The organism is Pseudomonas sp. TE6288, from assembly GCF_054062095.1.
In genome coordinates this window covers 151,428-177,171 of record NZ_JBSSEW010000001.1, presented here as the reverse complement: position 1 = coordinate 177,171, position 25,744 = coordinate 151,428, and the positions used below count along the sequence as shown (strand labels likewise).

The 25,744-nt window shown below is 65.8% G+C and carries 29 protein-coding genes and 1 pseudogene; 15 read left to right on the top strand and 15 right to left on the bottom strand.

The window, feature by feature from the left end:
- Nucleotides 1–91 precede the first annotated feature (91 nt).
- The 3 genes from hpaE to ACVWY1_RS00870 are packed head-to-tail and all read right to left on the bottom strand — an operon-like array spanning nt 92 to nt 2,999.
- Nucleotides 92–1,552, bottom strand: a complete 1,461-nt coding sequence (hpaE, locus tag ACVWY1_RS00880; protein ID WP_457377639.1) for a 5-carboxymethyl-2-hydroxymuconate semialdehyde dehydrogenase — start codon at nt 1,550–1,552, stop codon at nt 92–94.
- The gene (locus ACVWY1_RS00875; protein WP_277504247.1) at nt 1,549–2,328 is read right to left on the bottom strand and encodes a fumarylacetoacetate hydrolase family protein; all 780 of its coding nucleotides are present in this window, start codon (nt 2,326–2,328) and stop codon (nt 1,549–1,551) included. Before ACVWY1_RS00875 ends, hpaE begins: the two co-directional genes overlap by 4 nt.
- Entirely contained in the window at nt 2,325–2,999 is a 675-nt protein-coding gene (locus tag ACVWY1_RS00870; protein WP_102685129.1) for a fumarylacetoacetate hydrolase family protein, read from the bottom strand. The genes ACVWY1_RS00875 and ACVWY1_RS00870 overlap by 4 nt, the downstream gene beginning before the upstream one ends.
- Nucleotides 3,000–3,163: 164 nt before the next feature.
- Between ACVWY1_RS00870 and hpaA the strand changes: the two genes are divergently transcribed.
- Both hpaA and hpaR read left to right on the top strand, forming a co-directional pair.
- Nucleotides 3,164–4,066, top strand: a complete 903-nt coding sequence (hpaA, locus tag ACVWY1_RS00865) for a 4-hydroxyphenylacetate catabolism regulatory protein HpaA (protein WP_198754279.1) — start codon at nt 3,164–3,166, stop codon at nt 4,064–4,066.
- Between the two features lie 169 nt (nt 4,067–4,235).
- Nucleotides 4,236–4,658, top strand: a complete 423-nt coding sequence (hpaR, locus tag ACVWY1_RS00860) for a homoprotocatechuate degradation operon regulator HpaR (RefSeq protein WP_023632900.1) — start codon at nt 4,236–4,238, stop codon at nt 4,656–4,658.
- 119 nt (nt 4,659–4,777) lie between these two features.
- On the opposite strand, the gene ACVWY1_RS00855 is transcribed toward hpaR, so the two are convergent.
- Nucleotides 4,778–5,374 (bottom strand): TetR/AcrR family transcriptional regulator, encoded by a 597-nt coding sequence (locus tag ACVWY1_RS00855; protein WP_457377638.1) that lies wholly within the window; start codon nt 5,372–5,374, stop codon nt 4,778–4,780.
- 5 nt (nt 5,375–5,379) lie between these two features.
- Entirely contained in the window at nt 5,380–6,588 is a 1,209-nt protein-coding gene (locus ACVWY1_RS00850) for a multidrug effflux MFS transporter (RefSeq protein WP_457377637.1), read from the bottom strand.
- A 339-nt stretch (nt 6,589–6,927) separates the two neighbouring features.
- Here ACVWY1_RS00850 and ACVWY1_RS00845 point away from each other — a divergent pair.
- The 8 genes and pseudogenes from ACVWY1_RS00845 to ku all read left to right on the top strand — a co-directional run.
- Nucleotides 6,928–7,050, top strand: a pseudogene (locus ACVWY1_RS00845) (general stress protein); the annotation flags it as partial.
- A gap of 59 nt (nt 7,051–7,109) precedes the next feature.
- Nucleotides 7,110–7,289, top strand: a complete 180-nt coding sequence (locus ACVWY1_RS00840; protein ID WP_102685338.1) for a hypothetical protein — start codon at nt 7,110–7,112, stop codon at nt 7,287–7,289.
- A gap of 24 nt (nt 7,290–7,313) precedes the next feature.
- A complete protein-coding gene (locus tag ACVWY1_RS00835) occupies nt 7,314–8,639 on the top strand; it encodes an iron-containing redox enzyme family protein (protein ID WP_457377711.1) in 1,326 nt (441 codons plus the stop codon).
- A complete protein-coding gene (locus tag ACVWY1_RS00830) occupies nt 8,639–9,595 on the top strand; it encodes a methyltransferase (protein ID WP_457377636.1) in 957 nt (318 codons plus the stop codon). The genes ACVWY1_RS00835 and ACVWY1_RS00830 overlap by 1 nt, the downstream gene beginning before the upstream one ends.
- Nucleotides 9,596–9,599: 4 nt before the next feature.
- Complete coding sequence (locus ACVWY1_RS00825) at nt 9,600–10,724, top strand: carboxylate-amine ligase (RefSeq protein ID WP_457377635.1); 1,125 nt, start codon at nt 9,600–9,602, stop codon at nt 10,722–10,724.
- A 143-nt stretch (nt 10,725–10,867) separates the two neighbouring features.
- Nucleotides 10,868–11,773 carry an SDR family oxidoreductase gene (locus ACVWY1_RS00820; RefSeq protein WP_111532327.1) on the top strand — a complete coding sequence of 302 codons (906 nt, stop codon included), beginning with the start codon at nt 10,868–10,870 and terminating at the stop codon, nt 11,771–11,773.
- A gap of 81 nt (nt 11,774–11,854) precedes the next feature.
- Nucleotides 11,855–11,992, top strand: a complete 138-nt coding sequence (locus ACVWY1_RS00815; RefSeq protein ID WP_173862482.1) for a PSPA7_2676 family Cys-rich small protein — start codon at nt 11,855–11,857, stop codon at nt 11,990–11,992.
- Between the two features lie 9 nt (nt 11,993–12,001).
- Nucleotides 12,002–12,838: a non-homologous end joining protein Ku gene (ku, locus tag ACVWY1_RS00810; protein ID WP_457377634.1), complete on the top strand. Its 837-nt coding sequence runs from the start codon at nt 12,002–12,004 to the stop codon at nt 12,836–12,838.
- A gap of 13 nt (nt 12,839–12,851) precedes the next feature.
- Here ku and ACVWY1_RS00805 read toward each other — a convergent pair whose 3' ends face one another.
- The 5 genes from ACVWY1_RS00805 to ligD are packed head-to-tail and all read right to left on the bottom strand — an operon-like array spanning nt 12,852 to nt 18,404.
- Nucleotides 12,852–13,514 carry a glycosyltransferase gene (locus ACVWY1_RS00805; RefSeq protein ID WP_277504227.1) on the bottom strand — a complete coding sequence of 221 codons (663 nt, stop codon included), beginning with the start codon at nt 13,512–13,514 and terminating at the stop codon, nt 12,852–12,854.
- Nucleotides 13,511–14,110 carry a class I SAM-dependent methyltransferase gene (locus ACVWY1_RS00800; protein ID WP_457377633.1) on the bottom strand — a complete coding sequence of 200 codons (600 nt, stop codon included), beginning with the start codon at nt 14,108–14,110 and terminating at the stop codon, nt 13,511–13,513. The genes ACVWY1_RS00805 and ACVWY1_RS00800 overlap by 4 nt, the downstream gene beginning before the upstream one ends.
- Before the next feature lie 10 nt (nt 14,111–14,120).
- A complete protein-coding gene (locus tag ACVWY1_RS00795; protein ID WP_277504224.1) occupies nt 14,121–14,876 on the bottom strand; it encodes a PIG-L deacetylase family protein in 756 nt (251 codons plus the stop codon).
- Nucleotides 14,873–15,913, bottom strand: a complete 1,041-nt coding sequence (locus ACVWY1_RS00790) for an acyl-CoA dehydrogenase (protein ID WP_457377632.1) — start codon at nt 15,911–15,913, stop codon at nt 14,873–14,875. Before ACVWY1_RS00790 ends, ACVWY1_RS00795 begins: the two co-directional genes overlap by 4 nt.
- 19 nt (nt 15,914–15,932) lie before the next feature.
- On the bottom strand, nt 15,933–18,404 hold the full coding sequence (ligD, locus tag ACVWY1_RS00785) for a DNA ligase D (protein ID WP_457377631.1): 2,472 nt from the start codon (nt 18,402–18,404) through the stop codon (nt 15,933–15,935).
- 157 nt (nt 18,405–18,561) lie between these two features.
- On the opposite strand from ligD, the gene ACVWY1_RS00780 reads away from it, so the two are divergent.
- A complete protein-coding gene (locus tag ACVWY1_RS00780) occupies nt 18,562–19,023 on the top strand; it encodes a phosphotransferase system, HPr-related protein (protein WP_102685327.1) in 462 nt (153 codons plus the stop codon).
- A complete protein-coding gene (locus ACVWY1_RS00775) occupies nt 19,023–19,253 on the top strand; it encodes a metallothionein (RefSeq protein ID WP_081941252.1) in 231 nt (76 codons plus the stop codon). The genes ACVWY1_RS00780 and ACVWY1_RS00775 overlap by 1 nt, the downstream gene beginning before the upstream one ends.
- Before the next feature lie 922 nt (nt 19,254–20,175).
- On the opposite strand, the gene ACVWY1_RS00770 is transcribed toward ACVWY1_RS00775, so the two are convergent.
- Genes ACVWY1_RS00770 through ACVWY1_RS00750 form a run of 5 tightly spaced genes read right to left on the bottom strand, consistent with a single transcriptional unit; the run spans nt 20,176 to nt 24,477 of the window.
- On the bottom strand, nt 20,176–20,604 hold the full coding sequence (locus tag ACVWY1_RS00770; protein WP_457377630.1) for a hypothetical protein: 429 nt from the start codon (nt 20,602–20,604) through the stop codon (nt 20,176–20,178).
- A 27-nt stretch (nt 20,605–20,631) separates the two neighbouring features.
- The gene (locus tag ACVWY1_RS00765; RefSeq protein WP_102682057.1) at nt 20,632–21,591 is read right to left on the bottom strand and encodes a lysylphosphatidylglycerol synthase domain-containing protein; all 960 of its coding nucleotides are present in this window, start codon (nt 21,589–21,591) and stop codon (nt 20,632–20,634) included.
- Nucleotides 21,591–22,793 (bottom strand): cardiolipin synthase ClsB, encoded by a 1,203-nt coding sequence (clsB, locus tag ACVWY1_RS00760; RefSeq protein WP_457377629.1) that lies wholly within the window; start codon nt 22,791–22,793, stop codon nt 21,591–21,593. The genes ACVWY1_RS00765 and clsB overlap by 1 nt, the downstream gene beginning before the upstream one ends.
- The gene (locus ACVWY1_RS00755) at nt 22,790–23,563 is read right to left on the bottom strand and encodes an endonuclease/exonuclease/phosphatase family protein (RefSeq protein WP_111532878.1); all 774 of its coding nucleotides are present in this window, start codon (nt 23,561–23,563) and stop codon (nt 22,790–22,792) included. The genes clsB and ACVWY1_RS00755 overlap by 4 nt, the downstream gene beginning before the upstream one ends.
- A complete protein-coding gene (locus tag ACVWY1_RS00750; protein WP_102682054.1) occupies nt 23,560–24,477 on the bottom strand; it encodes a DUF72 domain-containing protein in 918 nt (305 codons plus the stop codon). Before ACVWY1_RS00750 ends, ACVWY1_RS00755 begins: the two co-directional genes overlap by 4 nt.
- A 157-nt stretch (nt 24,478–24,634) precedes the next feature.
- Here ACVWY1_RS00750 and ACVWY1_RS00745 point away from each other — a divergent pair, with 157 nt between their 5' ends.
- Genes ACVWY1_RS00745 through ACVWY1_RS00735 form a run of 3 tightly spaced genes read left to right on the top strand, consistent with a single transcriptional unit; the run spans nt 24,635 to nt 25,744 of the window.
- On the top strand, nt 24,635–24,769 hold the full coding sequence (locus ACVWY1_RS00745) for a hypothetical protein (RefSeq protein WP_457377628.1): 135 nt from the start codon (nt 24,635–24,637) through the stop codon (nt 24,767–24,769).
- 13 nt (nt 24,770–24,782) lie between these two features.
- Nucleotides 24,783–25,178 (top strand): low affinity iron permease family protein, encoded by a 396-nt coding sequence (locus ACVWY1_RS00740; RefSeq protein WP_102682053.1) that lies wholly within the window; start codon nt 24,783–24,785, stop codon nt 25,176–25,178.
- Between the two features lie 14 nt (nt 25,179–25,192).
- Nucleotides 25,193–25,744 carry an ATP-dependent Clp protease proteolytic subunit gene (locus tag ACVWY1_RS00735; protein WP_102682052.1) on the top strand — a complete coding sequence of 184 codons (552 nt, stop codon included), beginning with the start codon at nt 25,193–25,195 and terminating at the stop codon, nt 25,742–25,744.

The window sequence follows — 25,744 nt, the reverse complement described above, 5'->3', positions numbered from 1 at the left end:
CCCTCGTTTCGCCGGCAAGCCGGCTCCTACAGTGTGCGGTGATCCCTGTGGGAGCCGGCTTGCCGGCGATGGGCTGCTCAGCAGCCCCGCGTTACACCCCCCAGCGCGGAATGTGGTGGCTACCCATGGATATACACACGTTCTTTATCTCGGCGAAGACCTCGAAGCTGTATTGCCCGCCTTCGCGGCCGGTGCCCGAGCCCTTGACACCGCCGAACGGCTGGCGCAGGTCGCGCACGTTCTGGCTGTTGATGAACACCATGCCTGCCTCGATGCCACGGGCCAAGCGGTGGGCCTTGCCGATGTCCTGGGTCCAGATGTACGAGGCCAGGCCGTACTCGGTGTCGTTGGCCAGTTGCAGCGCCTCGGCCTCGTCCATGAACGGGATCAGGCACACCACCGGGCCGAAGATCTCTTCCTGGGCGATGCGCATCTTGTTGTTCACATCGGCGAACACCGTCGGCTGGATGAACTGCCCCTTGGCCAGGTGCGCCGGCAATCCGGCCGGGCGTTCCAGGCCACCGGCCAGCAGGCGCGCGCCTTCTTCCAGGCCGATGCGGATGTAGCCGGTGACCTTGTCGTAGTGCTGCTGGGTGATCATCGAGCCGACCTGGGTCTTCGGGTCGGTCGGGTCACCGACGATCAGGCGCTTGGCACGGGCGGCGAACTCGGCAACGAACTGCGGATACACGCTCTGCTGGATGAAGATGCGGCTGCCGGCGGTGCAGCGTTCGCCGTTGAGCGAGAAGATGGTGAACAAGGCAGCGTCCAGCGCACGCTCGAGGTCGGCGTCCTCGAAGATCAGTACCGGCGACTTGCCGCCCAGTTCCATCGAGTACTTCTTCAGGCCGGCGGTCTGCATGATCTTCCGGCCGGTGGCGGTGCCGCCGGTGAAGGAGATGGCGCGCACGTCCGGGTGACGCACCAGGGCATCTCCGGCGCTGGCGCCGTAGCCCTGGATGACGTTGAGCACGCCATCCGGAATGCCGGCTTCCACGGCCAGGCGCCCCAGCTCATTGGCGGTCAGCGGCGACAGCTCGCTCATCTTCAGTACCGCGGTATTGCCCAGGGCCAGGCACGGCGCGGTCTTCCAGGTGGCGGTCATGAACGGCACGTTCCAGGGCGACACCAGCGCGCACACTCCAACCGGCTGGTAGAGCGTGTAGTTGAGCATCTGGTCGTCCACCGGGTAGCTGTGGCCGTCCATACGTGTGCACACCTCGGCGAAGAAGTCGAAATTGTGCGAGGCGCGGGGGATCAGCACGTTGCGCGTCTGGTGGATCGGCAGGCCGGTGTCCAGGGTTTCCAGCTCGGCCAACTGCGGCACGTTCTGCTCGATCAGCTCACCCAGGCGGCGCATCAGGCGCGCGCGCTCCTTGGCCGGTGTATTGGCCCATTTCGGGAAGGCTTGCTTGGCCGCGGCTACGGCCAGGGCGACTTCCTCGGCGCCGCCACTGGCGACTTCGCCGATGGCCTCGCCGGTGGCCGGGTTGTAGTTGACGAAGGTGTCGCGGCTTTCGACTTCGCGGCCATCGATCCAGTGCTTGATCATGCTGTTGCCTCTTGTGCGTTGCGGGCGAAGAACTCGGCTTCGCTGACGATCCGGTTGACCAGGCGGCCGACGCCTTCCACTTCCACCACCACCTCGTCGCCCGGGACCACGTCGGCCAGGCCTTCCGGGGTGCCGGTGGCGATCATGTCGCCGGGTTGCAGGGTCATGAAGCTGGAGAAGTATTCGATCAGGTAGGGGATATCGAAGATCATGTCGGCCGTGGTGCCTTGCTGTTTCAGCTCGCCGTTGATCCAGGTGCGCAGGGTCAGGTTCGAGGGGTCCGGCACATCGGCGGTGTCGACGATCCACGGGCCTACCGGGGTGGTGGCGTCACGGTTCTTCACCCGCAGGTTGGGGCGGTAGTAGTTCTCCAGGTAATCGCGGATGGCGTAGTCGTTGCACACCGTGTAGCCGGCCAGGTAGTCGAGGGCGTCCTCGCGCTTGACGTTGCGCGCCGGCTTGCCGATCACCGCCACCAGTTCGCACTCGTAGTGCATGTACTTGACGTTGTCCGGGCGCCAAGTGACCTGCTTGTGCCCGGTGTAGGTGCCGGGCGACTTGACGAAGGCCAGCGGCTCGGTGGGCGGGGTGAAGGCCAGCTCGGCGGCGTGGTCGGCGTAGTTCAGGCCCAGGGCGAACATGCTACCGCTGGCCGGCGGCAGCCAGGTGACCTGGTCGGCGCCGACCAGGCGGCCATCGGCCAGACGCAGTTGCTGGTCGTTTTCGACGGTGACCGCGTGGACCTGGCCGTCGAACAGGATACGGGCGTGCTTCATGGGGCGAGTCCTTGTTCGGCGACGATGGAGTTGGTCAGCTGGCCGAGGCCGTCGATCTCGACCGTCACCCGGTCACCGGGCAGCACATCGACACGGCCTTCCGGTGTGCCGGTGATCAGCACGTCGCCGGCATGCAGGGTCATGAACTCGCTGATCTCGGCGATCAGCCGGGCCACGCCGCGCACGCAGTTGGCGGTGTTGTTCTGCTGGCGCAGCTCACCGTTGACCCACAGGCGAATGCCCAGCGCGTCGGGGTTGCCGACCTGCGTGGGCGGCACCAGTTGCGGGCCGAGCGGGCAGAAACCGTCGCGGCATTTGGCCTTGACCGCCGGGCGGTAGTAACTGTCTTCGGGCAGGCTGAACTCGTTGACGATGGTGTAGCCAGCCACGTGGTCCAGGGCGTTGTCCAGGCTGACGCGACTGGCGTCCTTGCCGATGACCACGCCCAGTGCAGGGCCCGCTTGCAGGCGTTCGACTGCCGAGGGGTAGGTCACTGGCTGGGCGTGACCGTTGCGGGTGTTGGGCGTCTTGATGAACAGCACCGGCTTGACCGGCGGTTGCTGGTACGGCGCTTCGTGGAAGGACGCCAGATGCTGTTGCAGCAGGCCCTGGTAGTTCAGGGCGACGCCGAACAGGCTGCCGCTGGCGACCTCGTGCAAGGCACGGCTCATGCATTTCTCCTGCGGTGGGCGAAGCGACCGGGGGCGCTTCGTGGTGTTTTTGTTAATGTGTTAACGTTATATTTAATATGTTAACGATCGTCAAGGCATTCGCCGCTGGTCGGTGGTGCTAGGATGATTTCCCCCCGGCGCGTTTTACCGCTGCGAGAACAACAATGAAAGAACGACAGCCGATCCCCAACATCAACATCGGTCAGGTCTACGACCAGCGCTACAGCGACAGCGAGGTGCATTACGACCGGCTGGGCAACCTGGCCGGATTCTTCGGCCGCAACATGCCGGTGCACCGGCACGACCGTTTCTTCCAGGTGCACTACGTGAAGACCGGCAGCGTGCGGGTGTACCTGGACGAGCAGCGTTACCACGAGTCCGGTCCGATGTTCTTCCTCACCCCACCCACCATTCCCCATGCTTTCGTCACCGAGCCCGATGCCGACGGCCATGTGCTGACCGTGCGCCAGCAACTGGTCTGGCAACTGCTGCAGGCCGAACCCGGGCTTGCGCTCGGGCCGCGCCTGCAACCGGCGTGCGTTGCCCTCGGCCACCTGCAGGGGGCGGCGGCCGAGGAGGTGCAGCGCCTGGAGCAATTGTTCGACTTGCTGGGCGGCGAACTGGGTCATGGCCAGGCCGGGCAGGGCACCGCCGTGCAGGACCTGGCCCGCCTGGTGATGATCAGCCTGTTGCGCCTGTGCGCCAATTCGCTGGAGGCCACGCCCGCGCGGCACGAGGACCTGCAGCTGTTCCACCGTTTCAACGAACTGATCGAGCGCCACTACCTCGACCACTGGACCCTGCCGGCCTACGCGGCGGCCCTGGGCGTGACCGAGGCGCGCCTGAACGACGTGTGCCGGCGCATGGCCGACCTGCCGTCCAAGCGCCTGGTGTTCGAGCGGCTGATGCAGGAGGCGCGGCGCTTGCTGCTGTACACCGGCGGCTCGGCCAACGAGATCTGCTACCGCCTGGGGTTCAAGGACCCGGCGTACTTCAGCCGCTTCTTCCAGCGCCATGCGCAAATGACGCCGGGCGAATATCGCCAGCGCCAGGCGGGGTTGCGTTGACATGCGGCGACGGGTCCGGGCGGTGGGCTGTCGGCAGATCGTGCTATGGGGAAGGCATCGCGGGAATGGGTGATTGCCAGGAGCGCTGGTACTTTTCACAGGGCTGGACAGCCCGGGTGAAAATGTATTTCACTTTATTAATATCTTAATAAAACAGCCCTTGATCCTGATGACCCAACCAAGACCCTCCCTGACCTTGACCCTGCTGCAGGCCCGCGAAGCGACCATGGCGTTCTTCCGCCCGGCCCTGAATGCCCACGACCTGACCGAGCAGCAATGGCGGGTGATCCGTATCCTGCGCCAGCAGGGCGAGCTGGAAAGCCACCAGTTGGCCGACCAGGCCTGCATCCTCAAACCGAGCATGAGCGGCGTGCTCAAGCGCCTGGAGCGTGACGGCCTGGTGGCGCGGCGCAAGTCGCCGGAGGACCAGCGGCGCATCTTCATCAGCCTGACCGTGCGTGGGCAGCAGGCGTTCCTGGCGATGAGCGAGGAGATGGAGCGCAACTACCAGGAGATCCAGCGCCAGTTCGGCGCGGACAAGCTGGAGCAGTTGATGGGGTTGTTGAACGAGCTGAAGAAGGTCAGGCCCTGAAATCAAGGGGGCCGCTGTGCGGCCCATCGCCGGCAAGCCGGCTCCCACAGGGTTGGCAGTTGGCGCGGACATTGTGGGAGCCGGCTTGCCGGCGAGGGGTTGCACAGCAACCCCATGGTTTACTGTCCAGCCAATTGCAGCGAATCATCGAGAATTTTCAGCAACGACGCTGCCCGCCGCGCATAAACCGCCGGGGGCGCGTACAGCAGCTCTACATGCAGGCTGTCGATGATTCCCAGGTACGCATCGCCGTACAGCTCCAGCTTGTTGCCATCGCTGCGGGCCCAGGCGTGGCGCTCGCGCAGGGCCTGGCAGAAGCCCAGGCGGATCCGCTCCAGGTACGCCTCGAAGCCGGTGGTGACAGTCGAGCGGATCGGTGCCGGCGGCAGAAACGCGCTGCGCAGCACGAAGCGCAGGTTGGCCGAGGCCGCGTAGCGCTCGGCCAGGTGCAGCGGATGCCAGTGCCCCGGCGCCTCGCGGCCTGCCGCTTCATGGCCGAAGCCCGCCTCGACGTAGGCGGTTTCGTCGGCCAGGGCCCGTTCGAAGGCGCACACGAATAACGCGTCCTTGTTGGCGAAGTGGGCGTACAGCGAGGCTTTGCGCATGCCTGCCAGGGCGGCGATCTCGTTCAGCGACGAGCCGTCGTAGCCGTGCTCGGCGAAATGCTCCACGGCATGCTCGCAGATGCGCGCGGCGGAAGGGGTCAGGGCTTTCAAGGCGGTCACTCCGGGTTGACGCAGCAGGGCGAGGCGCTGATTGTCTTTGCCACGGCGGCGCGGGTCAAACCGACGATGACCACGGCCGCCGCCGCCAGTAACCAGGCCCAGGCCAGCGGGCCCAGGGTGGCCAGGTGCCCGGCCAGGGGCGTGGCGCTGGACGAGATCACCAGTTGCAGCGCGCCGAGCAGGGCCGCCGTCGAGCCGACATCGCGCTGCTGCGATGACATCGCCAGGGCCATCAAGGTGGCCTCGCAAACCCCCAGGCCGAACAGCGCCAGCACCACGCCCGCCAGCAGCATCGGCAGGCCTGCGCCAGACAGGCCGGCAATCACCGCCAGTGCTGCGCCGGCCCCCATGCACAGCGCCCCCCACCAGGCCACCTGGGCCACGCCGTGCCGGCTGACGCAATAGCCGGACAGCGCCGCGCCGAGCAGGATGGCAACGCCGCAGCCGCCGAACAGCAGGCCGAAGTGCGTGCTGGAGAGGCCGAAGTGCTGCTGGTACACATAGGCCGAGCCGGCGATGTAGGCGAACAGGAAGAAGAACACCGCCGACAGGGCCAGGGCCGGGCGCAGGAAAGCGCCGTCGGCGGCGATGCGGACGTAGGTACGCCATACCGTCGCCGGTGCCAGGCGCGCCCGATGCGCCGGGGGCAGGGTTTCATCGAGCGTCATGGCCGAATTGACCAGGGTCAGCAGGCCGAGGCCGGCCAGCACCAGCATGATTGCCCGCCAGCCATAGGCCGCGTCGATCACTCCGCCCAGGGCCGGGGCGAGGATCGGCGCCAGACCCTCGATGGTCATCAGCAGGGCGAAGATCTGCGCCGCCCGTGCGCCATCGGCGCTGTCGCGGACCATGCTCATGATCACCACCAGCGTCAGCGCGCTGGCCAGGCCCTGCACCAAGCGCGCCACCAGCAGCGCGTCCAGCGACGGCGCGGCCGCCGCGGCCAGGGAGGCGATGCAGAACACCAGCAGGCCGGCAAGCAGCGGGCGACGCCGACCCAAGGCATCCACCAGTGGCCCGAACAGCAGTTGCCCGGCGCCCATGGCCAACAGAAACACGGTCAGCGTCAGCTGAACCTGGGTATAGCCGGTGGCGAAGTCGCGGGCCATTTCCGGCAGGCTGGCCAGGTACATGTCGATGGCAGACGGGCCAAGGGCGCCGATCAGGGCGAGGGAGGCGGCGAAGCGCAAATGTGAAGCGGGCATGAGCGAGGATCCGTGAAAGCAAAATATAAACCTACCGACCGGTAGGTTGGCGAAGTATGCCAGATATCTGTCGGGGGTCAACGCAAAGTCTGCCCACCGGGGATCCGCTTGCGCCCCAAATACACCGTCGCCGCTTGTTTAGCGCCACCGGTCCGATCCGCTCGGAATAATCCGAATCCCTCTTTATCGCCGTACTCCCAATCCATGTACGGCACCTCGCCGTGCAACCCTTAGCCACACGAGGTTTTTGCAACCATGGCCAACAAAGACAGCAACATGACCGGTCGCCAGGACACCAACAAGCAGGACGCCAACAAGACCGGCAGCCAGGGTGGAACGAAGAACCCAGGCAATTTCGCCAATGACCGCGAAAAAGCGTCCGAAGCCGGTCGCAAGGGCGGGCAGAGCTCCGGCGGCGGCAATCGCCAGAGCGAGTCCGGCCACAAGGGCGGCCGCTCGTAAGTGAGGGCACGCGGTGCCGGGTTCGCCTGGCACCGCGCACACCCCACCAGGAGGTTCCCATGCGTATCGCACCTCTGATCTGCCTGTTGGGTAGCCTGAGCCTGCTGGCTGGCTGCTTCGACCGCGACAATGACCATCCGGCGAAAGACGCCGACCCGAGCAAGCCCTCGCTGCAGATGCAGCAACCCGATTCCCCGACCAGCAACCCGTCTCCCGAAACCAAGCCCCAGAATCCATAGCGCGAGGTGACCGGCATGGTGGCGATGATCCGTGAAGGCGTGTGTTCGCAAGCCAGGCACGACATGACTGATGATGTGGCGCATCGCTACCAGGCGTTGCTGGCGGGACGCGATGCCACTGCCGAGCACTGGCTGGAAACACAACTGCGCCGTGTTCGTGACCGGGAAGACGACCTGCCGGAAGAGCCGAACCTGTTGCCCCAATGGGCCGAAAACCATGCCGCCCAGGTCGCCCACGACCATGCGCATTACCTGCGGCAGCGGCGTGAAGGAGCGCCCCGGCGCTACTTCGCCACCCGCGCCCAGGCCTTGTGGTTCCTGCAGCAGGTCGCGCCGACCAAGGCGGTCGACGGCGCCTGGCTGCACGGTACCCTGCGGCACTGGCGCGACCCTCGTTACCACGGGTTGATCCGCACCTTTCTCGAAGAACTGGGTGACGGTGACCCACGCTGCAACCATGTGCTGATCTACCAGCGCCTGCTCAGCCGCCTGGGGTGCCTGCACGGGCTGCCACTGGAGCCCTCGCGCTTCGTGCAGGGCGCCGTGCAATTGGCCCTCGGCCAGCACTGCGAGCGCTTCCTGCCCGAGGTGATCGGCTACAACCTGGGATATGAGCAGCCACCGCTGCACCTGCTGATCACCACTCATGAGCTGGCCGAACTGGGTATCGACGCCCATTACTTCCAGTTGCATGTGACCATCGACAATGCCGCCAGCGGCCATGCCCGGCGTTCGCTGGAGAGCCTGCGGATGTTGGCTCCAGCGGGCGATGAAGATTTCTATGGGCGTGTCAGGCACGGCTACCGGCTCAACGACCTGGGTCTCGACACACCTTCGCTGATCGCCAGCTTCGACCTGCAGGGCGAACTGCTCGCCGCGCTGGAGCGCAAGCGCGTGTTCGGCCAGTTCATGCACTCCGATCGCTGCCGCCTGCAAGGGCGCACCATCAACCAGTGGCTTGCCGAGCCGGGGGCGATGGCCGGGTTTCTGGAGGCCCTGCAAGCCCAGGGGTGGATCAAGCGTGACAGCGACCCGATGCAGAGCCGCTTCTGGTCACTGATCGACGGCCCCGGCGCGGCAATGTTCGGCGTGTTCAGCGCCTACGAGAAACAGCTGTGGCATGACTGGATCGCCGGTAGCTGGCAAGGGGCCGGGCGTCGTCGGGTGCCGCCAGGGCAGTGGGAACAGGCATTGGCCCTGCAGGCGGAGGCGCCCGGCCGGGCCCAGTCCTCGGAGATCGCCACGCTGATCGAGGCCATGGCCGGTAACCGGCACGCCGAACCTGCGGGCCTGCGTGCCACACGCGACTACATCGCTGCCACCGGGCTGTACCAGGGAGGGCCGCGGTGATGCAACTCGACCAGAACCAGATTCGTGCCGACGAGGCCCTGTTGCGACTGGGCTGCAGGCTGCGTGCCGACGGCTACCGTTTCACCTGCGTCACCCCGGCGACCCAGGCGCGGGTCAACGCCCGACCTCAGGCCCAACGTGCGCGTACGCTTCGAGACGTATTTGGCTGGAGCCGGCCGTTCGCGGCTTCGTTGATCAGCGCTGACGAACTGGAGCAACTGGGCACGGCCGGCGTGCTGGAGGCGCACGGCGAGCTGTGGCGCAGCCGGGTGCGTTGGTCGAGCCTGGATGACCTGTTGCTGGTGCATTCGGCCTGGCCGACGGAGAGCAGCGACGCGGTGTTCTTCGGGCCGGACAGCTACCGCTTCGCCCAGTTGATCGAGGGTCACCTGCGGAACAGCCCCCGGCGCGTGCAGCACGCCGTCGATATTGGCTGCGGCAGCGGCATCGGCGCGTTGCTTATTGCCCGGGCCGCACGCCATGCGCAGGTCAGCGCGCTGGACATCAATCCGCTGGCGCTGCGCTACACCGCCGTCAACGCCGCCCTGGCCGGGCTGGCCAATGTGTCGGTCGAGCCCAGCGACCTGCTCACGGGCATCACCGGCACCTTCGACCTGATCGTCGCCAACCCGCCTTATATGCTCGATGCCAGCCAGCGCGTCTACCGCCACGGCGGCGGGGCGCTCGGCGCCGATCTGTCGCTGCGTATCGTCGAGCAGGCCTGTGAGCGCCTGACACCGGGCGGCACATTGCTGCTGTACACCGGGGTGGCGATCGTCGAAGGGCGCGATGCGTTGCTCGAAGCGGTCCGCCTGCGCCTGGCCGGCCCTGACTTGAGCTGGCACTACCGGGAGCTGGACCCGGATGTGTTCGGCGAGCAGTTGCTCGAGCCCGGCTATGAACAGGTCGAGCGCATTGCCGCCGTGGCCCTGACCGTCACCCGCCGCGGCGGATGAACGCATGGGGCGGCCCTGCACGTTCGGCATCGAGGAGGAGTACCTGCTGGTGGCGCTGGACAGTGGCCGGGTGCTGTCCTCGCCGTCGACGGCACTGATCCGTCTGTGCCGTGAGGTGCTGGGGCCGTGTTTCGCCGAAGAGATGTTCCGCAGCCAGATCGAGCTGGCCTCGCCGGTGTTCGAGACGCTGCGCCAGGCCCGCACCTTCGTTACCGAGCAACGCCAGCGCCTGAGCCAGGCGCTGGCCGCCGAGGGGGCTGGTCTGTACTGTGCGGCAAGCCACCCCAGCGCCCACTGGCTGCGCCAGCATCCACGCGCAACGCCGCACTTTCGCCAGTTGTTCGACGACTACCGGCTGGTGGCCCGGCGCAGCCTGTTGAACGGCCTGCACGTGCATGTCGGGGTGCCACCGGGCCTGGATCGCATGCAGGTGATCAACCGGGTCCTGTACTGGCTGCCCTTGCTGTTGTCGCTCAGCACCTCATCTCCCTACTGGTGCGGCCAGGACACCGGCTACATGAGCTACCGCCGCGTGGTGTGCGGAGAGTGGCCGCACATGGGCCTGCCGGAACCGCTGCCGGACTGGAGCGCCTACGAGCGTTATCGCGCGCTGTTGCAACGCAGCGGCACGTTGGCCGAGGACGGCGACTTCTGGTGGGCGATCAGACCCTCGCGGCGTTTTCCGACCGTCGAATTGCGCATCTGCGACGGCTGTCCGCGGCTGGAGGATGCCTTGGCCATCGCCGGCCTGTTTCGCCATCTCGTCGAGCATGCGCTGGGGCGGCACGCTGGCGCCGCCAGCCGGGAAATGCGCTGGATCACCCAGGAGAACTACTGGCGCGCCATGCGTCATGGCCGTCTTGCCACCTTCATTGGTGTTCATGACCAGCAGCCGGTGAATGCCGAAGTCTGGCTGACGCAGTTACAGACGCAATGCCCGGCCGACACTGCCGATGCCGAGCGTTCTTTCCTGCACGCCCGGCGCATCCTGCGCGACGGCAGCAGTGCCGATCGCCAGCGCCAAGCCTATGGGTTGGCCCGCGAGCAAGGCCTGGATGAGGGTTTGGCAATGCGCAGCGTGGTCAGGCAGGTGATGGATGACCACCTGTCGGCGATGGGCCCAGCTTGAGCAAACCATCCATCAGCCGGTTGCCTCGAAACTTGTGTGGTCCTCGTGCGGTGCCAGACCGCTTCCACGTGACGAACAGGACCTGTATGCGGGCTTGCCCCGCGCCAGACCTTACCCAGCCATTACCAGAAGGAGTCCAGTCGATGCCCCGCAAGCCCCAGGACCAGTTCACCCTGCAGAACCCCCTGACCCAGTATCCGCATCCACCATTCCCCGCCCAGCATCAACCGGCCCCAGGCCTGGATGCGCACATGCAACCCAAGCCCGACCACGGCGAAACCACCTACAAGGGCTTCGGCCGCCTGGCCGGCCGGCGCGCCCTGATCACCGGCGCCGATTCGGGTATCGGCCGGGCCGTGGCCATTGCTTTCGCCCGGGAGGGCGCCGACATCGCCCTCAATTATTTGCCGACCGAGGAGCGCGACGCCCGCGAAGTGGTGCAGCTTATCGAGGCTGAGGGGCGCAAGGCCGTGGCGTTGCCCGGCGACCTGAAGGATCCGCGCTTCTGCGGCCAGCTGGTCGACCAGGCCCACGAACGGCTCGGCGGGCTCGACATCCTGGTGAATGTCGCCGGCAAGCAGGAAGCACGCAAGGATATCGGGCAGATCACCCACGAGCAGTTCGACCATACGCTGAAGACCAACGTCTACGCGCTGTTCTGGCTGTGTCAGGCCGCCGTGCCGCTGATGCCGGCCGGGGCGACCATCATCAACACCGCGTCGATCCAGTCCTACCAGCCATCAGCCACGCTGCTCGACTATGCCACCACCAAGGCCGCCATCGTCGCCTTCACCAAGGCCCTGGCCAAGCAGGTGATCGAGCGCGGCATCCGGGTCAACGCGGTGGCCCCCGGGCCGATCTGGACCGTGCTGCAGCCCAGTGGCGGGCAGCCACCAGAGAAGATCCCCGACTTCGGCGGGCACACGCCGATGAAACGCCCGGGCCAGCCCGCCGAGTGCGCGCCGTTGTACGTGCTGCTGGCCAGCCAGGAGTCGAGCTACATCACCGGCGAGATTTTCGGCGTCACCGGGGGTAATCCGCTGCCGTAGGGCAAAGCCGAATAAACCTTCCGCGCGCCGCGCAGTCAGTCCTTGTAAGCGCCCCGTCGATGTGGGCCAAGGAGGTGGCTGATGAAACTCGTCTGCCTGCTGCGTGGCTGCCAATGGCGCAGCCTGTTGTTCCATGAAGTCGCCGGGCTGCAATGCCACTGCTGCGAACGCTGCGGTGCGTTGCGTTACAGCCAGCCCGGCCTGACCCCGAACACTTAGGAGCCAACCATGGCCAGGGCGATCTGGAAAGGCGCGATCAGTTTCGGTCTGGTGCACATCCCGGTGTCCCTCAACACCGCCGTGCGCAGCGAGCGGGTGGATTTCGACTGGCTAGACAAGCGCAGCATGGAACCGGTCGGCTACAAGCGGGTGAACAAGGTCACCGGCAAGGAAATTGACAAGGAAAACATCGTCAAGGGCGTGGAGTACGAGAAGGGCCGTTACGTGGTGATCAGCGAGGAGGAAATCCGCAAGGCCCGGCCCGAGGCGACCCAGACCATCGATATTTTCTCGTTCGTCGAAGCCGGAGAGATTCCCCTGCAACAGTTCGACACGCCGTATTACCTGAGCCCGGACCGCCGGGGCGGCAAGGTCTACGCCTTGCTGCGCGAGACCCTGGCCAGCACCGGCAAGGTGGCCCTGGCCACGGTGGTGCTGCACACCCGCCAGCACTTGGCGCTACTGCGCCCGCTCGACGAGGCGCTGGTGATGATCACCTTGCGCTGGCCGGAGGAAGTGCGGGGCCTGGAGACACTGGAGCTGGACAAGAGCGTGACCGACAGCAAGGTCGACAAGCGCGAGCTGGACATGGCCAAACGCCTGGTCGAGGACATGAGCGGGCCGTGGAAGCCCGATGACTACCACGACGCGTTCCGCCAGACCATCCTCGACCTGGTCGAGGAGAAGGCCAGCAAGGGCAAGCTCGAGACCGTGGAGAAAGGCGAGGGCGTCACGGCGGAGAAGGGCGCGGACATCATCGACCTTACCGAGCTGCTCAAGCGCAGCCTGGGTGGCAAGAGCAAGGCGAAAAAGCCTGCGGCCAAGCGCCCACGCAAGGCGTCGTGATCCGAGCGCCGTTCTACAGGATCTGGCCTTCCAATCCGCTGAGGTAATCGCCGAATCCCTGCCGCGCCCGGCTGTCCCTGCGGCTGCTGGTGGCCACGCTGTGCCTGGTGGTCCAGACGATCTGCGCGCCGATGGCTTCCAGTGCCAGCACCAGTTGCACATCCTCGTGGGCCGGCAGCGGCTGGAAACCGCCGACCTTGGCATAGGCCTTGGCGCATACCCCAAGGTTGGCGCCGTGAATATGCCGGTGGCCTTCCATTGCCTGGTAGCGGCTGTGGTACAGCTGACGCAAGGCGGCACCCTGCCAGGGTTGCCAGCGCTCGATATGTACCGTGCCGCACACCGCGTCGGCATGCCATTGCAGCTGTGAAAGCAGCCAGTGGCCAGGCACGCGGCTGTCGGCATCGGTGAATGCCAGCCACTGGGCGCCGCGCTCGATCATCCACGCCGCCCCCAGGCGTCGGGCGATGCCGACATTGCCGGCCTCCAGCGCCAGCGTGTGCACGCCATGGTGCCTGGCGATGCGCGCGCTGGCATCGGTACAGCGATCGAGCACCACCAGCACCTCGACCTCCAGGCCCGCGGCTTCGGCCCGCGCAGCTGCCACCCGCACGGCCTTCAGGCAGTGTCCGAGGCGCCGGGCCTCGTTATGGGCGGGAATGATCACCGCGATCATGGGCAAATCTCATCCAGGTCGACCACCCGGGGCTGGCACGACCAGTACTCGAGCAGGAAGTCCGCCTCCTCATGGCGCAACTGCGGATACAGCGGCAGGTGCCTGGCCAGCAGGGCGTGCACTTGGCCGCCGTCCTGGGGGCAGCCGGCAATCGGATGGCGCCAGTGGCAGGCCAGCAATCCGCCGTCGCCAGCCAGGCAGGCCACGGACTGTTCAATCACCTGCAACCAGTCGGTGGGGGCGAGGTAGTAGCCGATCTCGCTGAGCACGATCAGGTCGAACTGCCCGCCCGGCCAATCGCCCGGCAGGTGCCCCTGTTCGACGCGGGCATGATCGACCCCTGCCAGGCGTTGCCGGGCCAGCCTGACGGCAGTGGCGTCGATGTCCTGGCACAGCAGGCTGGCGCAGCGCTCGGCCAGCAGCACGCTCAGCTCGCCGTTGGCGCAGGCCGGCTCGAACACCCGGCCGTAGCACTGGCTGGGCAGGCTGGCCATCGCCAGGTCGCGCTTGCGACGTTCGTACCAGCGGGTGCGAAAGGCCCAGGGATCGTCGTTGCCGGCATACAGGTCGGCGAAATACTGCGCGTCGAGGCTCATGGCGACTCCATTACAGGAAGACCAGTTCGAAAGGCTGCAACAGGCAGGTCTGCAGGGTGACGGGCAGCACCGGAGGATGCTCCCCGTCTGGCTGCAACTGGCTGGCGTGGGCGGCCAAGGCCTGGCGTTTGCGCGCCAGGCGGGTGTCGTCGAGCTGTACCCGATGGGCCTGGGGCCAGGGCAGGCGCGGGTCATCGGGCGTTGCCCAATGCCACGCCCACACCGGGACCTCGGCCAGTTGTACCCGGCGTGCCTGGGCCGCCTGGACAGCAGCGCGGCCGGCCGCCTCGTGGTCGCAGTGGCCGTCACCGCGCCAGGTGGTCAGCAGCAGGTCATCCGGTTCGAGCAGTTGCTCCAGGTAGTTGGCCAGGAACGCTTCATCGCGGGGCAGGGCGCCGTCCTTGAGGTTCAGGCGCCGCCAGTCCAGGCGGTTGAGGTCCAGATCAAGCTGTTGCAGGGCGTGCCGGCTTTCCTGGGGGCGCTGGTGGCGCAGACGGTGCTCGGTCCAGTGGGCGGAATGGGGATGGCTGCCTTCGCCGTTGGTGGCGGAAATCAGCACCAGGTCCTGCTCGCGCCCGTGGAAACCGGCCAGCAGTCCGCCGGCCATGAGGATTTCATCGTCCGGGTGGGGGGCCAGCAACACCAGGCGCCGGCCGGGCGGACAGAGCTGTTCGGGCTTGAGCCACTTGGCGCGGGCCAGGTGCGCGGATTGCTGCCAGTCGCGCCAAGGGGTGCCGGCAGCCGCCTGGATACGGTTCTCGCTCATAGCTGCCAGGCTCCCGCCGGCATGCCGGTCACTTGCCTGCCCAGTTCGGCCAGGTCGCGTTCGGCATGGCTCTGGCGCAGGTAGACCGGCAGGTCGGCGCTGAGCCGGGCGAAATGACTGCTGCGACAGAAGGGCGTGGCACCCAGCGCCCTGCCGACATGGCGGATCACCTGCTCGACCGCCTGTTCGACCTGGGCGCGGGCGCGGCGCACTTCGAAGCTGGCGTCGGCATGGGGCTGCTGGTCGATCCAGGCGGCGCATTCGCGAAGCGCGGCGCGGGCGCCGTACAAGGCGGCATCCACCGCTCCCAGATGGGCATCGGCGTGCGGATCGGGACGAGGCATGCGGCAATGCTCGCGCAGGTAGTCGGCCAGTGCCTCGGCCGCGCCGTACCAGCACGCGGCGATGCCGGCGCCGCCATGCCAGAAACCAGGACGTGCCAGGTACTGGCCGGGTAGGCCGACGGCCAGCCCGGGCGTGTCGTCGAATTCGATGCTGACGCTGGTGGTGGTGGCCATGCCCACCGCCTGCCACTGGTCGGCCTGGATGCGCTGGCTGGGGTGCGACAACTCGATGGCCACCATCTGCGGCTGGTCATTCTCCCATGCAGTTATCAGTGCCCGGTCGATCTGCAGCGCGCCCGAGCACCAGGCCTTGCGCCCTTGCAGACGTACCTGCCCGTCGTGCCGCTCGACGATACGGGCACGGGCATCCGGCGGCTCTGCGGCCCACACGCCCCAGATCCCGTCCTGGGCGTGGTGGGCGGCACCGCATTCGGCCAGGATCGCCAAGGCATCGGTATGGCCTTCATAGAGCTTGGCCAGGGTCAGGTCGCAACCGGCTACCCGCGCGAGCGTCTGCCAGCGCTTGAGGGTCTGGCCCTGGCCGGGCAGGGGCAACAGGTCGAGGTGGTCGGCCTGCATGGCCTGCAGCAGCTCCGGCAGCAAGGTGTCGAGGTCGATGGCCTGCGGTCGGGCGCCGAAGCGGCGCAGCAGGCGGTCGAGGTTGGTCAGGTCGAAGTCCTGGATGATGCTCATGAATACGTTCCCCTTGGCCTCAGTCGATGCCCAGCTGTTTGCGCATGCGCACGGTGATGGACTGCCGGGTCTTGGCCATGTCCGCCCAAGGGTCGTCCACCTCGGCCAGCCGCGCCTGCAGATTGCCGATGTGCCACTGGTTGGCGCCTTTGAGCTGGGTCAGCTCTTCGCGCCAGATCGGCACCGACACCGCCAAGCCTTCGCGGGCACGCAGCGAATACGCCGCGACTGTGGTGGCGCCCTTGCCGTTGCGCAGGTAGTCGATGAAGATCCGCCCGACCCGGTTACGGGGCCCGGAGACGGCGCTGAGCCGATCCGGGAACAGGCCCGCCATATGCTCGACGAGGGCATGGCTGAAGTCCTTCACCTCGTCCCAACCGGCGCGGCGGGTCAGCGGCACCACCAGGTGCATGCCCTTGCCGCCACTGGTCTTGAGGAACACCTTCAGGCCCAGCTCATCGAGCAGGGTGAGGGTCAGTTGGGTCGCTTCGAGCATGGCTTTCCAGGGCAGTGCCGGATCGGGGTCGAGGTCGAGGACGAAGCGGTCGGGCTTGTCGAAATCCTTGTCGGTGGCATTCCAGGTGTGCAGTTCGAGCATGTTCATCTGCACCGCGCCCAGCAGGCTGTCGGCGCGGTTGAGCACCATCGCCGCCTGGCCGGCCTGCGCCTTGCTGTAGCTGCGCACCGCCGGGATGTGCAGCTGGCCGGCATTCTTCTGGAAGAACAGTTCGCCACCCAGTCCGTCCGGTGCGCGCACCAGCGCCACGGGGCGGTCCTTGAGCTGCGGCAGCAGCCAGTCGGCGACCTGGGCGTAGTACTCGGCGACCTGGCGCTTGGTGGTGCCGGTGCTGGCGTCGACCACGCGGTCGGGGTGGGTCAGGCGCAGGCTGCCGTGGGGCTCGGCGGGTGGCTGCGCGGCGCGCTTGGCGGGCATGGCTCGCTCCAGGTCGATGGCGGTGGCGGGCTTGTCGTCGCGCAAGCCGTGGAACACCGAGTGGCGCACGATGCCTTCGCGGGTCATCTGGGCGTAGGCGACTTCGGCCAGCAGTTGCGGTTTGAGCCAGTGCACGCCACGGGTGTCGGCGCCGCGGGGCGGCTTGGGCAAGGCCGGCTTGTCGACTTCCAGCGGCTTGAGGCGCGCATGCAGGCTTTCCAGCGTGGTGGCGCTGAAACCGGTGCCGACCTTGCCGGCATAGCGCAACTGGCCGCTGTCGGTGTCGTGCAGGGCCAGCAGCAGGGCGCCGAAGGCGTTGCGGCTGCCTTTGGGGTCGGTGTAGCCGACGATCACGAACTCCTGGCGCTGCTTGCACTTGAGCTTGACCCAATCACTGCTGCGCCGGCCCACGTAGGGGCTGTCGGCGCGCTTGCCGATCAAGCCTTCGAGCTTAAGGCGGCAGGCGCTGTCGAGCAGCGAGTCGACAGGCTCGGTGAAGTCGGCGGAGAACTTGAGGAGGTCCGAGGGCGTGTTTTCCAGCAGTCGGGCCAGGGTGGCGCGTCGCGCCTGCAGGGGTAGCGGGCGAAGGTCCTCGCCACCCAGGTACGGCAGGTCGAACAGGTAATAGGTGATGCGTTCGTCGTGCTCGGTGTCGAAGGCGTTCTGCAAAGCCTGGAAGTCGGCCACACCCTGTTCGTCGACCACCACCATCTCGCCATCGAGCCAGGCCGAATCAAGCCCCAGCGCTTTCAAGGCCTCGACCTGACGCGGCATCTTCGCACTCCAGTCGTGGCCATTGCGGGTGAACAGGCGCACATCCTCGCCTTCGATGCGGGCGAGGATGCGGTAGCCGTCGAACTTGACCTCGTAGAGCCAGTCACCGCTGGGCGGCGAATCGACCAGGGTGGCGAGTTGCGGCTGGAGTTTGTCCGGCAGGGCGACGGGGTTGGCCTTGGCCTTGCGTTTGTTGGCAGTGGCTGTTTTCGCCGGCCGGCGCGGCAGCAGTGTACGGTCGCTCAGCACACTGTCCGGCAAGGCTTCGACAATGCTGTAGTCGGTTTCGCTGCGGGCCTGGCCATCGTGGGACTTGACCAGCATCCACTGCTCCTTCTTGCCGGCCAGGTGGGTGCGGAACAGGTTCCAGACGCCCGACAGTTTCTCGCCCTGCAGGCGAAAGCGCAGCTTGCCCTTGGCGTAGGCCTGGCGTGGATCGCCCTCGGGCTCCCAGACACCGCGATCCCAGACGATCACGTCACCGGCGCCGTAGTGGCCTTCGGGGATATTGCCTTCGAAATCGGCGTAGTCCAGCGGGTGATCCTCCACATGCACCGCCAGGCGGCGGACCTTGGGGTCGAGCGAGGGACCCTTGGGAATGGCCCAGCTTTTCAGGGTGCCATCGAGTTCCAGGCGAAAGTCGTAGTGCAGGTGGCTGGCGTCGTGTTTCTGGATGCAGAACTGCAAGGCATGAGCCTTGCCCGTGCGGCCGCGTTTGCCGGCAGGCTCGGGCGTGGCATTGAAGTCGCGCTTGCGCTGGTACTCCAGCAGGGGCTTGGCCATGGCGGGCTCCGAAACGGTTCGCGGGGTCTCTAGGTTGGGAGGCGAGGGGGCTGGGCGGAGTTCAAAAAAAGCGTGGGCAGGTGCTGCCTGCAGAAACTCTGAATCATTGACTGGCAGGGGGAGTCGACCGAATGAGCCCACAAATCGGAGAGCGATCATGCCCATTCCCAGAGACCCTAAACCGGCCGTCGAGATCGACGACACGCAAGACCGCATGGGCAGTGTCCATGAACTGGATTTCAGCGAGCGCCGCGATGAGCGCCAGGGCCGGATTGGCGACGAACGACCGGCGCGGGAGGTGGAAGAGGAGTATCCACCCAGACGCGTTGCCGAAAGTGGCATGACCGGTGGCGAGGCGCTGAGTGACAGCCTGCACGAGGACAATGTCACCCTCGACGACCTGAGCCCTGACACGCTGCTGGACGAGACCGGTGCGCGCGATCCGCATGAGCCGGGTACGGCAGGCGGCCCGGCGGACCAGACCCTGCGTCATGTCGAGGCGCACGAGATCGGTGGCGGCATCGGCCTGGACGAGGCCGAACTGGCCCGCTCGGCGCCGTTGGACGGCGAGCCATGGACCGACGAGGTCACCCCTGAAGACGAGCGGAGAGAACGCTGATGAACGAGCAACGTTGTTCCTGCAACCACTGTTCCTGCACCGTGGATGCCAATGCCGTGGTCCAGGATGGCAAGGCGTACTGCTGCGAAGCGTGTGCGACGGGGCACCGTAATGGTGAGCCTTGTCGCATGGGGGATTGCAAATGTGGGGAGGTGAGTCAGCCGAAAGAGAGTAATGTCGATAACGCGTTGGATGAGACTTTTCCGGCTAGCGATCCTATTTCACCTTGATATTCAATATACAGCAGCCCTGTCATTAATTAATTCGACGATAGGGCTGCTGGTCACTACAATTACATACCTTCACCACACTAAAGCCTTCAACTCTTGCTCTTGCTCTTGCTCTTGCTCTTGCTCTTGCTCTTGCTCTGCTTTTGCTTCTAAGTGCGCCGATAGTTCAGGCGACACAAATTGCGACTTCAGGAGGCCGAACGGAGGTCTTGCGGAGGGAGGTGACGGGCATGGATGCCCGTCAAGCGCTGCGCCCCAGGATGGGGCGTTCAGCGCGGTCCTCCCGGGAGCAAGGCCGGAGTGAGGGGACCCCGGAGCGAAGCGTAGGGGCCGGATGAATGGAGCGAGGATTTTTTGGTTCCTTTTTGATCCTTCAAAAAGGGACCCGCCGTAAGGGCGGAAAGGTGATTATGCGTCACCGTCGAAAATGAATGCGCATATAACTTTCAAAACACACATTGTTTAATCTCAAAGTCAAAGTCAAAGTCAAAGTCAAAGTCAAAGTCAAAGTCAAAGTCAAAGTCAAAGTCAAAGTCAGTCGGTATCGGTTTTTATAGTTGTAAGTGCATTCATTTGCGATGTCGACGCACAGTCACCTTTTCGCCTTTACGGCGAGTTCCTTTTTGTCGTGGCAAAAAGGAACCAAAAACCGTGCGCTCCATTCATCCGGCCCTCCGCTTCGCTCCGGGTCCCCTCACTCCGGCCTTGCTCCCGGGAGGACCGCGCTGAACGCCCCATCCTGGGGCGCAGCGCTTGACGGGCATCCATGCCCGTCACCTCCCTCCGCAAGACCTGCGTTCGGCCTCCTGAAGTCGCGAAGTTACGGGCGGCGCCTGCACTGGCGCAGCTGTCGCTAGTGGGCTTCGGGGTAGACTTCTGATCGGCAACGGCAACGGCAACGGCAACGGCCCACGCGTTCGCGTCAATGGGTCTGCCAGATCCCATTGCTGCGTTCGCAATCACTGCGCGCCTGCCCCAGGCTTGGGGTGTCGTAGTAGTAGGTGATGATCCGCGCCTCCTTGGGCACGGCCGGCCGGGTCGAGGGCTCGCCGCGCCCTGCGGCATCAGGATTGGCCAGGGTTTCCTGGGTCAGCGGGGCTATGCAGCTGCCCACGCTGCCATCAGCGCAACGCTCGACCTTGCGTTTCTGGCTGTTGAGCATCTCCTTGCTCTCGTTGCTGCACGACCAGGCGATCGCTTCAGCCGGCATGTTGCCGTAGCTGTAGCAGGTATGCTGCTGCACCGGCTTGACCGCCTCGCTGGACGAGCGGGTGACCACGTCGCAGCCCTCGGCCAGCACCTGCCCGCTGAGCAGGCAGCCCAGCAATGCCACACACACAATGAACCGCATGACGAACCTCCCGGGCCCGTGGGGCCCTCAGCGCTTGTCCAGGGCTGGCCCGGCCTGTCGGCGCAGGGCCTTGGCGCGCTTCTCCAGGATCAGGTAGGTAATCACCGCCAGCAACAGCGGGATCAGGTAATACAGCGTCCGATACCCCAGCAATGCGGCCACCAGCGTGCCCTGGCCCAACTGTCCGTGCAGCAGGGCAAGGAACACCGCCTCCAGCACCCCCAGCCCGGCAGGAATATGCGCCACTACCCCTGCCACGCAACTGATCAGCAACACCCCCAGTACCGAGGGATAGAACAGCGCCGGCGGCAGCAGCAGGTGGATCAGCGCCGCCATCAACGCCCAGTTGCTCGCGCCCAGCGCCACTTGGCACAACGCCAGGCGCAGGCTCGGCAGGGTCACTTCATGCCCGCGCAGATGCCATGTGCGTCGCTTGGCAAAAGCACAGGCGAGCAGGTAGCTCGCCGCGACCGCCACCATCAGCACACCGATCAGGCGCAAGCCGCCGGCCCCCACCGCCCAGCTTGCCGGCAACTTCACCAGGCCCAGGGCGAACACCGTGCCGGCCAGCAGCAAATAGCCCATCCAGTTGGTCAACAGACCCAGGGTGAGGATGCGGGTGATGGTCGCGGTGTCCAGCCCCAGCCGGCTGTACAGGCGGTAGCGCAGCGCCACGCCGCCGACCCAGGTGGTGAAATTGAGATTGAACGCGTAGCAGACAAACGCCACCGGCAGCACCTGACGGGCTGGCAACCGGTGACCGGTGTAGGCGCGGGCGAGCAGGTCGTAGCTGGCGAACACCAGGTAGCTGCACAGGGCCAGCAACAGGCCAAGGACCAGGGTGGAAGGTCGATAGGCCAGCAGCGACTGGCGCACCTCGTTCCAGTCCAGGTTGCGTGCCAGGGTGAACAGCAGCACCGGGATCAGCACCAGGAACAGCAGGGTGAGCAGGCGCATGCCCCAGGTCTGCCAGCGTGGCTTGGCCATCAGGTCTTGCCCCCGTTGAAGTCCGCCGGCGCTTCGCTGTCCGTCTGCAGCGACTGCAGGCGCTGCCGGTGCGCGGGGAACCAGCCGGCGATGCGCGGGAAGTAGCGGGTGATGTGAAAGCCCAGGAATATCAGCGGCGCGCGCCACCAGTAGCCACGCACCATGCGTTCCAGGGTCACGCGCTTGCAATGCGCGGCGGTCAGTTCGCTCAGGTGGCGGTACAGGCCATCGTTGAAGGCGCGGTCGCGGATCATCAGGTTGGCTTCGAGGTTGAACGACAGGCTCAGCGGGTCGAGGTTGCTCGAGCCCACAGTGGACCACTCGTCGTCCACCAGTGCCACCTTGCCGTGCAACGGGCGCTGGCAGTACTCATGGATCTGCACATTGTCGCGCAACAGGTAGTTGTAGAGCAGCCGCGACAGGGCGCGTACCCAACGCATGTCCGGTTGCCCCTGGAGGATCAGGGTCACCGCAACGCCGCGCCGGGCAGCGTTGCGCAGCTCGCGCAGCAAGCGGTAGCCGGGAAAGAAATAGGCGTTGGCCACGACGATGCGTTGCCGAGCTTCACGGAAGACTTGCAGGTAGCACGCCTCAATGTCGGTGCGATGGCGGCGGTTGTCGCGTTCCACCAGTTCGGCGCTGGCCGAACCTGCGACGTCAGCGCCCGGCACGACCGCGCTTGGGTCACCCAGCACGGGGGCGAGCATCCGGCAGCTGGAGGCGTGCACCTGGGCCACTACCGGGCCTGTGACTTCCACGGCGTAGTCCTGCTTGGCCTGCGGGCCGAAGTCGCCGAGATGATCGGCACTGTAGTTGATACCGCCAATGAACGCGCGCTGGCCGTCGATCACCAGGATCTTGCGGTGCAGACGCCGGAACAGGTTGGTGCGCATGCCGGCCAGACGCGGCTGCGGGTCGAATGCATGGAAGCGCACCCCGGCCTCGGTCATCGAGGCAATGAACCCGTCAGGCAGGTCGGCGGTGCCGTAGCCGTCAACCGCCACTTCCACCCGCACGCCGCGCCGCGCCGCGTCGATAAGCGCCAGGCGCAGCGGCTGGCCGACCTTGTCGTCGTAGATGATGAACGTTTCCAGGAGGATCTCCTCCCGCGCTTGGGCGATCGCCTCGAACACGCGCGGGTAGTACTGCTCGCCATTGATCAGCAGTTCGACGTGGTTGCCATCGCTCCAGGTCTGCTTCATAGCGTCACCTGCGCTACCAGCGGGGCATGGTCGGAAAGGTGGGACCACGGGTACCTCGACAACACCCGTGCCTCGCACGCCTGGGCATTGCGCAGGTAGATGCGGTCCAGGCGCAGCAGCGGCAGGCGCGCGGGAAAGCTGCGCGCCGGCCTGCCGAAGGCTTCGACCAGCGACACCGACAGCCGCGCATCGGCCTTCAGCCGCCAGTCGTTGAAGTCACCGGCGACAATGACCGGATCGTCCGGTGGCAGGCGCTCGAGCAAGGTCAGCAGCAGGTCGACCTGACGCTGGCGGTGGTCCTCGCGCAGGCCCAGGTGCACACAGATCGCGTGCACCTGCTCATGACCGGGCACTTCAAGCTGGCAGTGCAACAAGCCGCGTTCTTCATTGCCGTGAATCGACACGTCAAGGTTGTCATAGGCGCGGATCGGGAACTTGGACAGCAGTGCGTTACCATGGTCGCCATGGGGGTAGACCGCATTACGTCCGTAGGCGAACTGCGGCCACATGCTGTCGGCAAGAAATTCGTACTGCGGGGTCTGCGGCCAGGCCGGATGGCGCTCGGCATGCCGTTGGTGGCTGCCATGCACTTCCTGCAGGAACACCAGGTCGGCGCCGGTGGCGCGCACCGCCTCGCGCAGCTCCGGCAGGATGAAGCGGCGATTGAACAGGGTGAAACCCTTGTGCACGTTGAGGGTCAGCACCGTCAGGCGGTGCACGGCCGCGACCTTGTCGATGATGCGGTCAGGGGCGGGTAGGGTGCCGTTCATAGTGACTCCTGCGGCTCGACGCCAGGTTCGGTCACCAGTTCGCCGTCCAGGCCAAGCTTGCCCAGCAGGCGACGCGCATCGTAGGGGGCATGCACCTTCTGATCGTTGTCGAAGTAGCAATACACATCCCGCGAGGCGCGCTTGACCGGGGCACGACGGATGACGCGCTGGGCATCCTCCGGCTGGCCGCCGGCGGCCCAGGCCTGGATGCGCAGGCGCCAGCGACGCAGCGCGCTGGCGGTGTAGCCGCTGCTGTAGAGCTCGACATCGCCATGCAGGCGCAGGTAGACGAAATCGGCCGTGACTTCCTCGACACAGGGCCATTTGCCGGCGCTGTCGGCAACCACCAGCGCGACCTTGTGCTTGCGCAGCAAGTTGATGAAAGTGTCGCAGAGGAAGCTCGGATGGCGGATCTCCACGGCATGGCGCAAGTGCGCATTGCCACGGATGGCAGTACCACCATTGTCCTGCAGGCGTTCGGCAGCGTGCCGGGCACAGGCGCGCGCAGCCTTGCGATCGCGGGGCAGCAGGTCGAGGAAAGCGCTGAAGCGCTGGGCGTCGAACTTCATGCTCGGGGGAAACTGCCAGAGAAACGGCCCCAGCTTGTCGCCCAGCAGCAATGGCCCCGAGGCAAAGAAATTGGCCAGCGGTTCGTCGATGTCGCGCAGCCGTCGCACGTGGGTGATGTAGCGCGGCGCCTTGACCGAGAAGACGAATCCTTCAGGTGTTTCATCGCGCCACTGGCGGTAGCGCTCGGGTGTCTGCAACGCGTAGAACGAGCCATTGATCTCGATGCTGTTCACCGCCCGAGAGGCGAATGCCAGCTCATCGTCCTGGCGCAGACCCTTGGGGTAGAAGTCCTTGCGCCATGGGCCATAGCGCCAACCGGAAATACCAATGCGGATCTCGCTCACGAGGGCTCCCTTTCGTTCGTGCACTCTTGACTAGCGACCGGCATCGCGGCGTCAGGGTTCAGCGGGAATGACGAGTGGCCAGTGACGCAAAACCCGGAACTTTACCTGCCTTGCGGCCCTCCACCACAAAGGGAAGCAGCCAATGGAGGCAACGCCGATGAACAGCGAGACAGAACCGGGGGAAGTGCAGGCGCCGCCAGCACCGACCGAGGCATACGACGAAGAACCCGAGGTGCTCCCGGACGACCCTGACATCGAGAGCCTGCCCGGAGAAACCCGGCAGCCGGCCTGAAGGAGCGCTAGCCATGAAATTCGATCGTTTCGCCCAATGGCTGGCCAACCGCAGCGGACGTCCACTGACCTTTGCCGTGGCATTGCTGCTGATCATCCTTTGGGGCGTGAGCGGACCGCTGTTCGATTTCAACGACACTTGGCAACTGGTGATCAACACCTCGACCACCATCATCACCTTCCTCATGGTGTTCCTGATCCAGAACACCCAGAACCGCGACAACGACGAACTGCACATCAAGGTCGACGAACTGCTGCGCACCACCCAGCGGGCGCACAAGGCCCTGCTCGACCTCGAGGACATGGGGCCGGCCGAACTGCATGCGCTGCGCAAGCAGTACCAGCAACTGGGCGAGCACGACCAAGCGGCGCCGGGCAACGATGCACCGGCCAAGGACACCCCTGACTGACCCTGGAGGACGGCATGGCCAGACACATCATCCACTACACCGGCCCGATCAATTCCGCGACCTGCGGCAACCTCATCAACACCTGTTCCAAGGCGTTGCAGCAGGGCGCAGAGGTGCTGCAGATCAACATCGCCACCATGGGCGGCGAATGCAGCTACGGTTTCACCCTGTACAACTTCCTGCGTTCACTGCCGGTGCCGGTGCACACCCACAACCTGGGCACGGTCGAATCGATGGGCAACATCCTGTTCCTGGCAGGCAGTCACCGCACCGCCTGCGCCTTCAGCAAGTTCCTGTTCCACCCGTTCCACTGGACCCTGCATGGCTCGGTGGACCATGCACGGATGGCCGAGTACGCCATGAGCCTGGACTATGACCTGCGCCTGTATGCGCAGATCGTCGCCGAGCGCACCGAGGGTGCGAGCGAGCGGCTCGATGTGCCGCGCTACCTGATGGCCTATCCGCGAATCCTGGGGCCCCAGGAAGCGCTCACCTGCGGGATGATCCAGGCCGTGGACGAGCTGCCGATCGAGGCCGATGCCGTACAGTGGAGCGTCCATGCCTGA

Excerpts from the sequence above, each read along its gene's own strand:
- hpaR (WP_023632900.1), top strand. The coding sequence starts at position 4,236 with ATGACCCAACCAAGACCCTCCCTGACCTTGACCCTGCTGCAGGCCCGC.
- ACVWY1_RS00840 (WP_102685338.1), top strand. The coding sequence starts at position 7,110 with ATGCGTATCGCACCTCTGATCTGCCTGTTGGGTAGCCTGAGCCTGCTG.
- ACVWY1_RS00875 (WP_277504247.1), bottom strand. The coding sequence starts at position 2,328 with ATGAAGCACGCCCGTATCCTGTTCGACGGCCAGGTCCACGCGGTCACC.
- ACVWY1_RS00755 (WP_111532878.1), bottom strand. The coding sequence starts at position 23,563 with ATGAACGGCACCCTACCCGCCCCTGACCGCATCATCGACAAGGTCGCG.
- ACVWY1_RS00870 (WP_102685129.1), bottom strand. The coding sequence starts at position 2,999 with ATGAGCCGTGCCTTGCACGAGGTCGCCAGCGGCAGCCTGTTCGGCGTC.
- ku (WP_457377634.1), top strand. The coding sequence starts at position 12,002 with ATGGCCAGGGCGATCTGGAAAGGCGCGATCAGTTTCGGTCTGGTGCAC.
- ACVWY1_RS00805 (WP_277504227.1), bottom strand. The coding sequence starts at position 13,514 with ATGATCGCGGTGATCATTCCCGCCCATAACGAGGCCCGGCGCCTCGGA.
- clsB (WP_457377629.1), bottom strand. The coding sequence starts at position 22,793 with ATGAAGCAGACCTGGAGCGATGGCAACCACGTCGAACTGCTGATCAAT.
- hpaE (WP_457377639.1), bottom strand. The coding sequence starts at position 1,552 with ATGATCAAGCACTGGATCGATGGCCGCGAAGTCGAAAGCCGCGACACC.
- ACVWY1_RS00800 (WP_457377633.1), bottom strand. The coding sequence starts at position 14,110 with ATGAGCCTCGACGCGCAGTATTTCGCCGACCTGTATGCCGGCAACGAC.
- ACVWY1_RS00765 (WP_102682057.1), bottom strand. The coding sequence starts at position 21,591 with ATGGCCAAGCCACGCTGGCAGACCTGGGGCATGCGCCTGCTCACCCTG.
- ACVWY1_RS00790 (WP_457377632.1), bottom strand. The coding sequence starts at position 15,913 with ATGAGCATCATCCAGGACTTCGACCTGACCAACCTCGACCGCCTGCTG.
- ACVWY1_RS00775 (WP_081941252.1), top strand. The coding sequence starts at position 19,023 with ATGAACGAGCAACGTTGTTCCTGCAACCACTGTTCCTGCACCGTGGAT.
- hpaA (WP_198754279.1), top strand. The coding sequence starts at position 3,164 with ATGAAAGAACGACAGCCGATCCCCAACATCAACATCGGTCAGGTCTAC.
- ACVWY1_RS00745 (WP_457377628.1), top strand. The coding sequence starts at position 24,635 with ATGAACAGCGAGACAGAACCGGGGGAAGTGCAGGCGCCGCCAGCACCG.
- ACVWY1_RS00825 (WP_457377635.1), top strand. The coding sequence starts at position 9,600 with ATGGGGCGGCCCTGCACGTTCGGCATCGAGGAGGAGTACCTGCTGGTG.
- ACVWY1_RS00795 (WP_277504224.1), bottom strand. The coding sequence starts at position 14,876 with ATGAGCGAGAACCGTATCCAGGCGGCTGCCGGCACCCCTTGGCGCGAC.
- ACVWY1_RS00830 (WP_457377636.1), top strand. The coding sequence starts at position 8,639 with ATGCAACTCGACCAGAACCAGATTCGTGCCGACGAGGCCCTGTTGCGA.
- ACVWY1_RS00770 (WP_457377630.1), bottom strand. The coding sequence starts at position 20,604 with ATGCGGTTCATTGTGTGTGTGGCATTGCTGGGCTGCCTGCTCAGCGGG.
- ligD (WP_457377631.1), bottom strand. The coding sequence starts at position 18,404 with ATGGCCAAGCCCCTGCTGGAGTACCAGCGCAAGCGCGACTTCAATGCC.
- ACVWY1_RS00850 (WP_457377637.1), bottom strand. The coding sequence starts at position 6,588 with ATGCCCGCTTCACATTTGCGCTTCGCCGCCTCCCTCGCCCTGATCGGC.
- ACVWY1_RS00835 (WP_457377711.1), top strand. The coding sequence starts at position 7,314 with ATGATCCGTGAAGGCGTGTGTTCGCAAGCCAGGCACGACATGACTGAT.
- ACVWY1_RS00815 (WP_173862482.1), top strand. The coding sequence starts at position 11,855 with ATGAAACTCGTCTGCCTGCTGCGTGGCTGCCAATGGCGCAGCCTGTTG.
- ACVWY1_RS00820 (WP_111532327.1), top strand. The coding sequence starts at position 10,868 with ATGCCCCGCAAGCCCCAGGACCAGTTCACCCTGCAGAACCCCCTGACC.
- ACVWY1_RS00740 (WP_102682053.1), top strand. The coding sequence starts at position 24,783 with ATGAAATTCGATCGTTTCGCCCAATGGCTGGCCAACCGCAGCGGACGT.
- ACVWY1_RS00780 (WP_102685327.1), top strand. The coding sequence starts at position 18,562 with ATGCCCATTCCCAGAGACCCTAAACCGGCCGTCGAGATCGACGACACG.
- ACVWY1_RS00735 (WP_102682052.1), top strand. The coding sequence starts at position 25,193 with ATGGCCAGACACATCATCCACTACACCGGCCCGATCAATTCCGCGACC.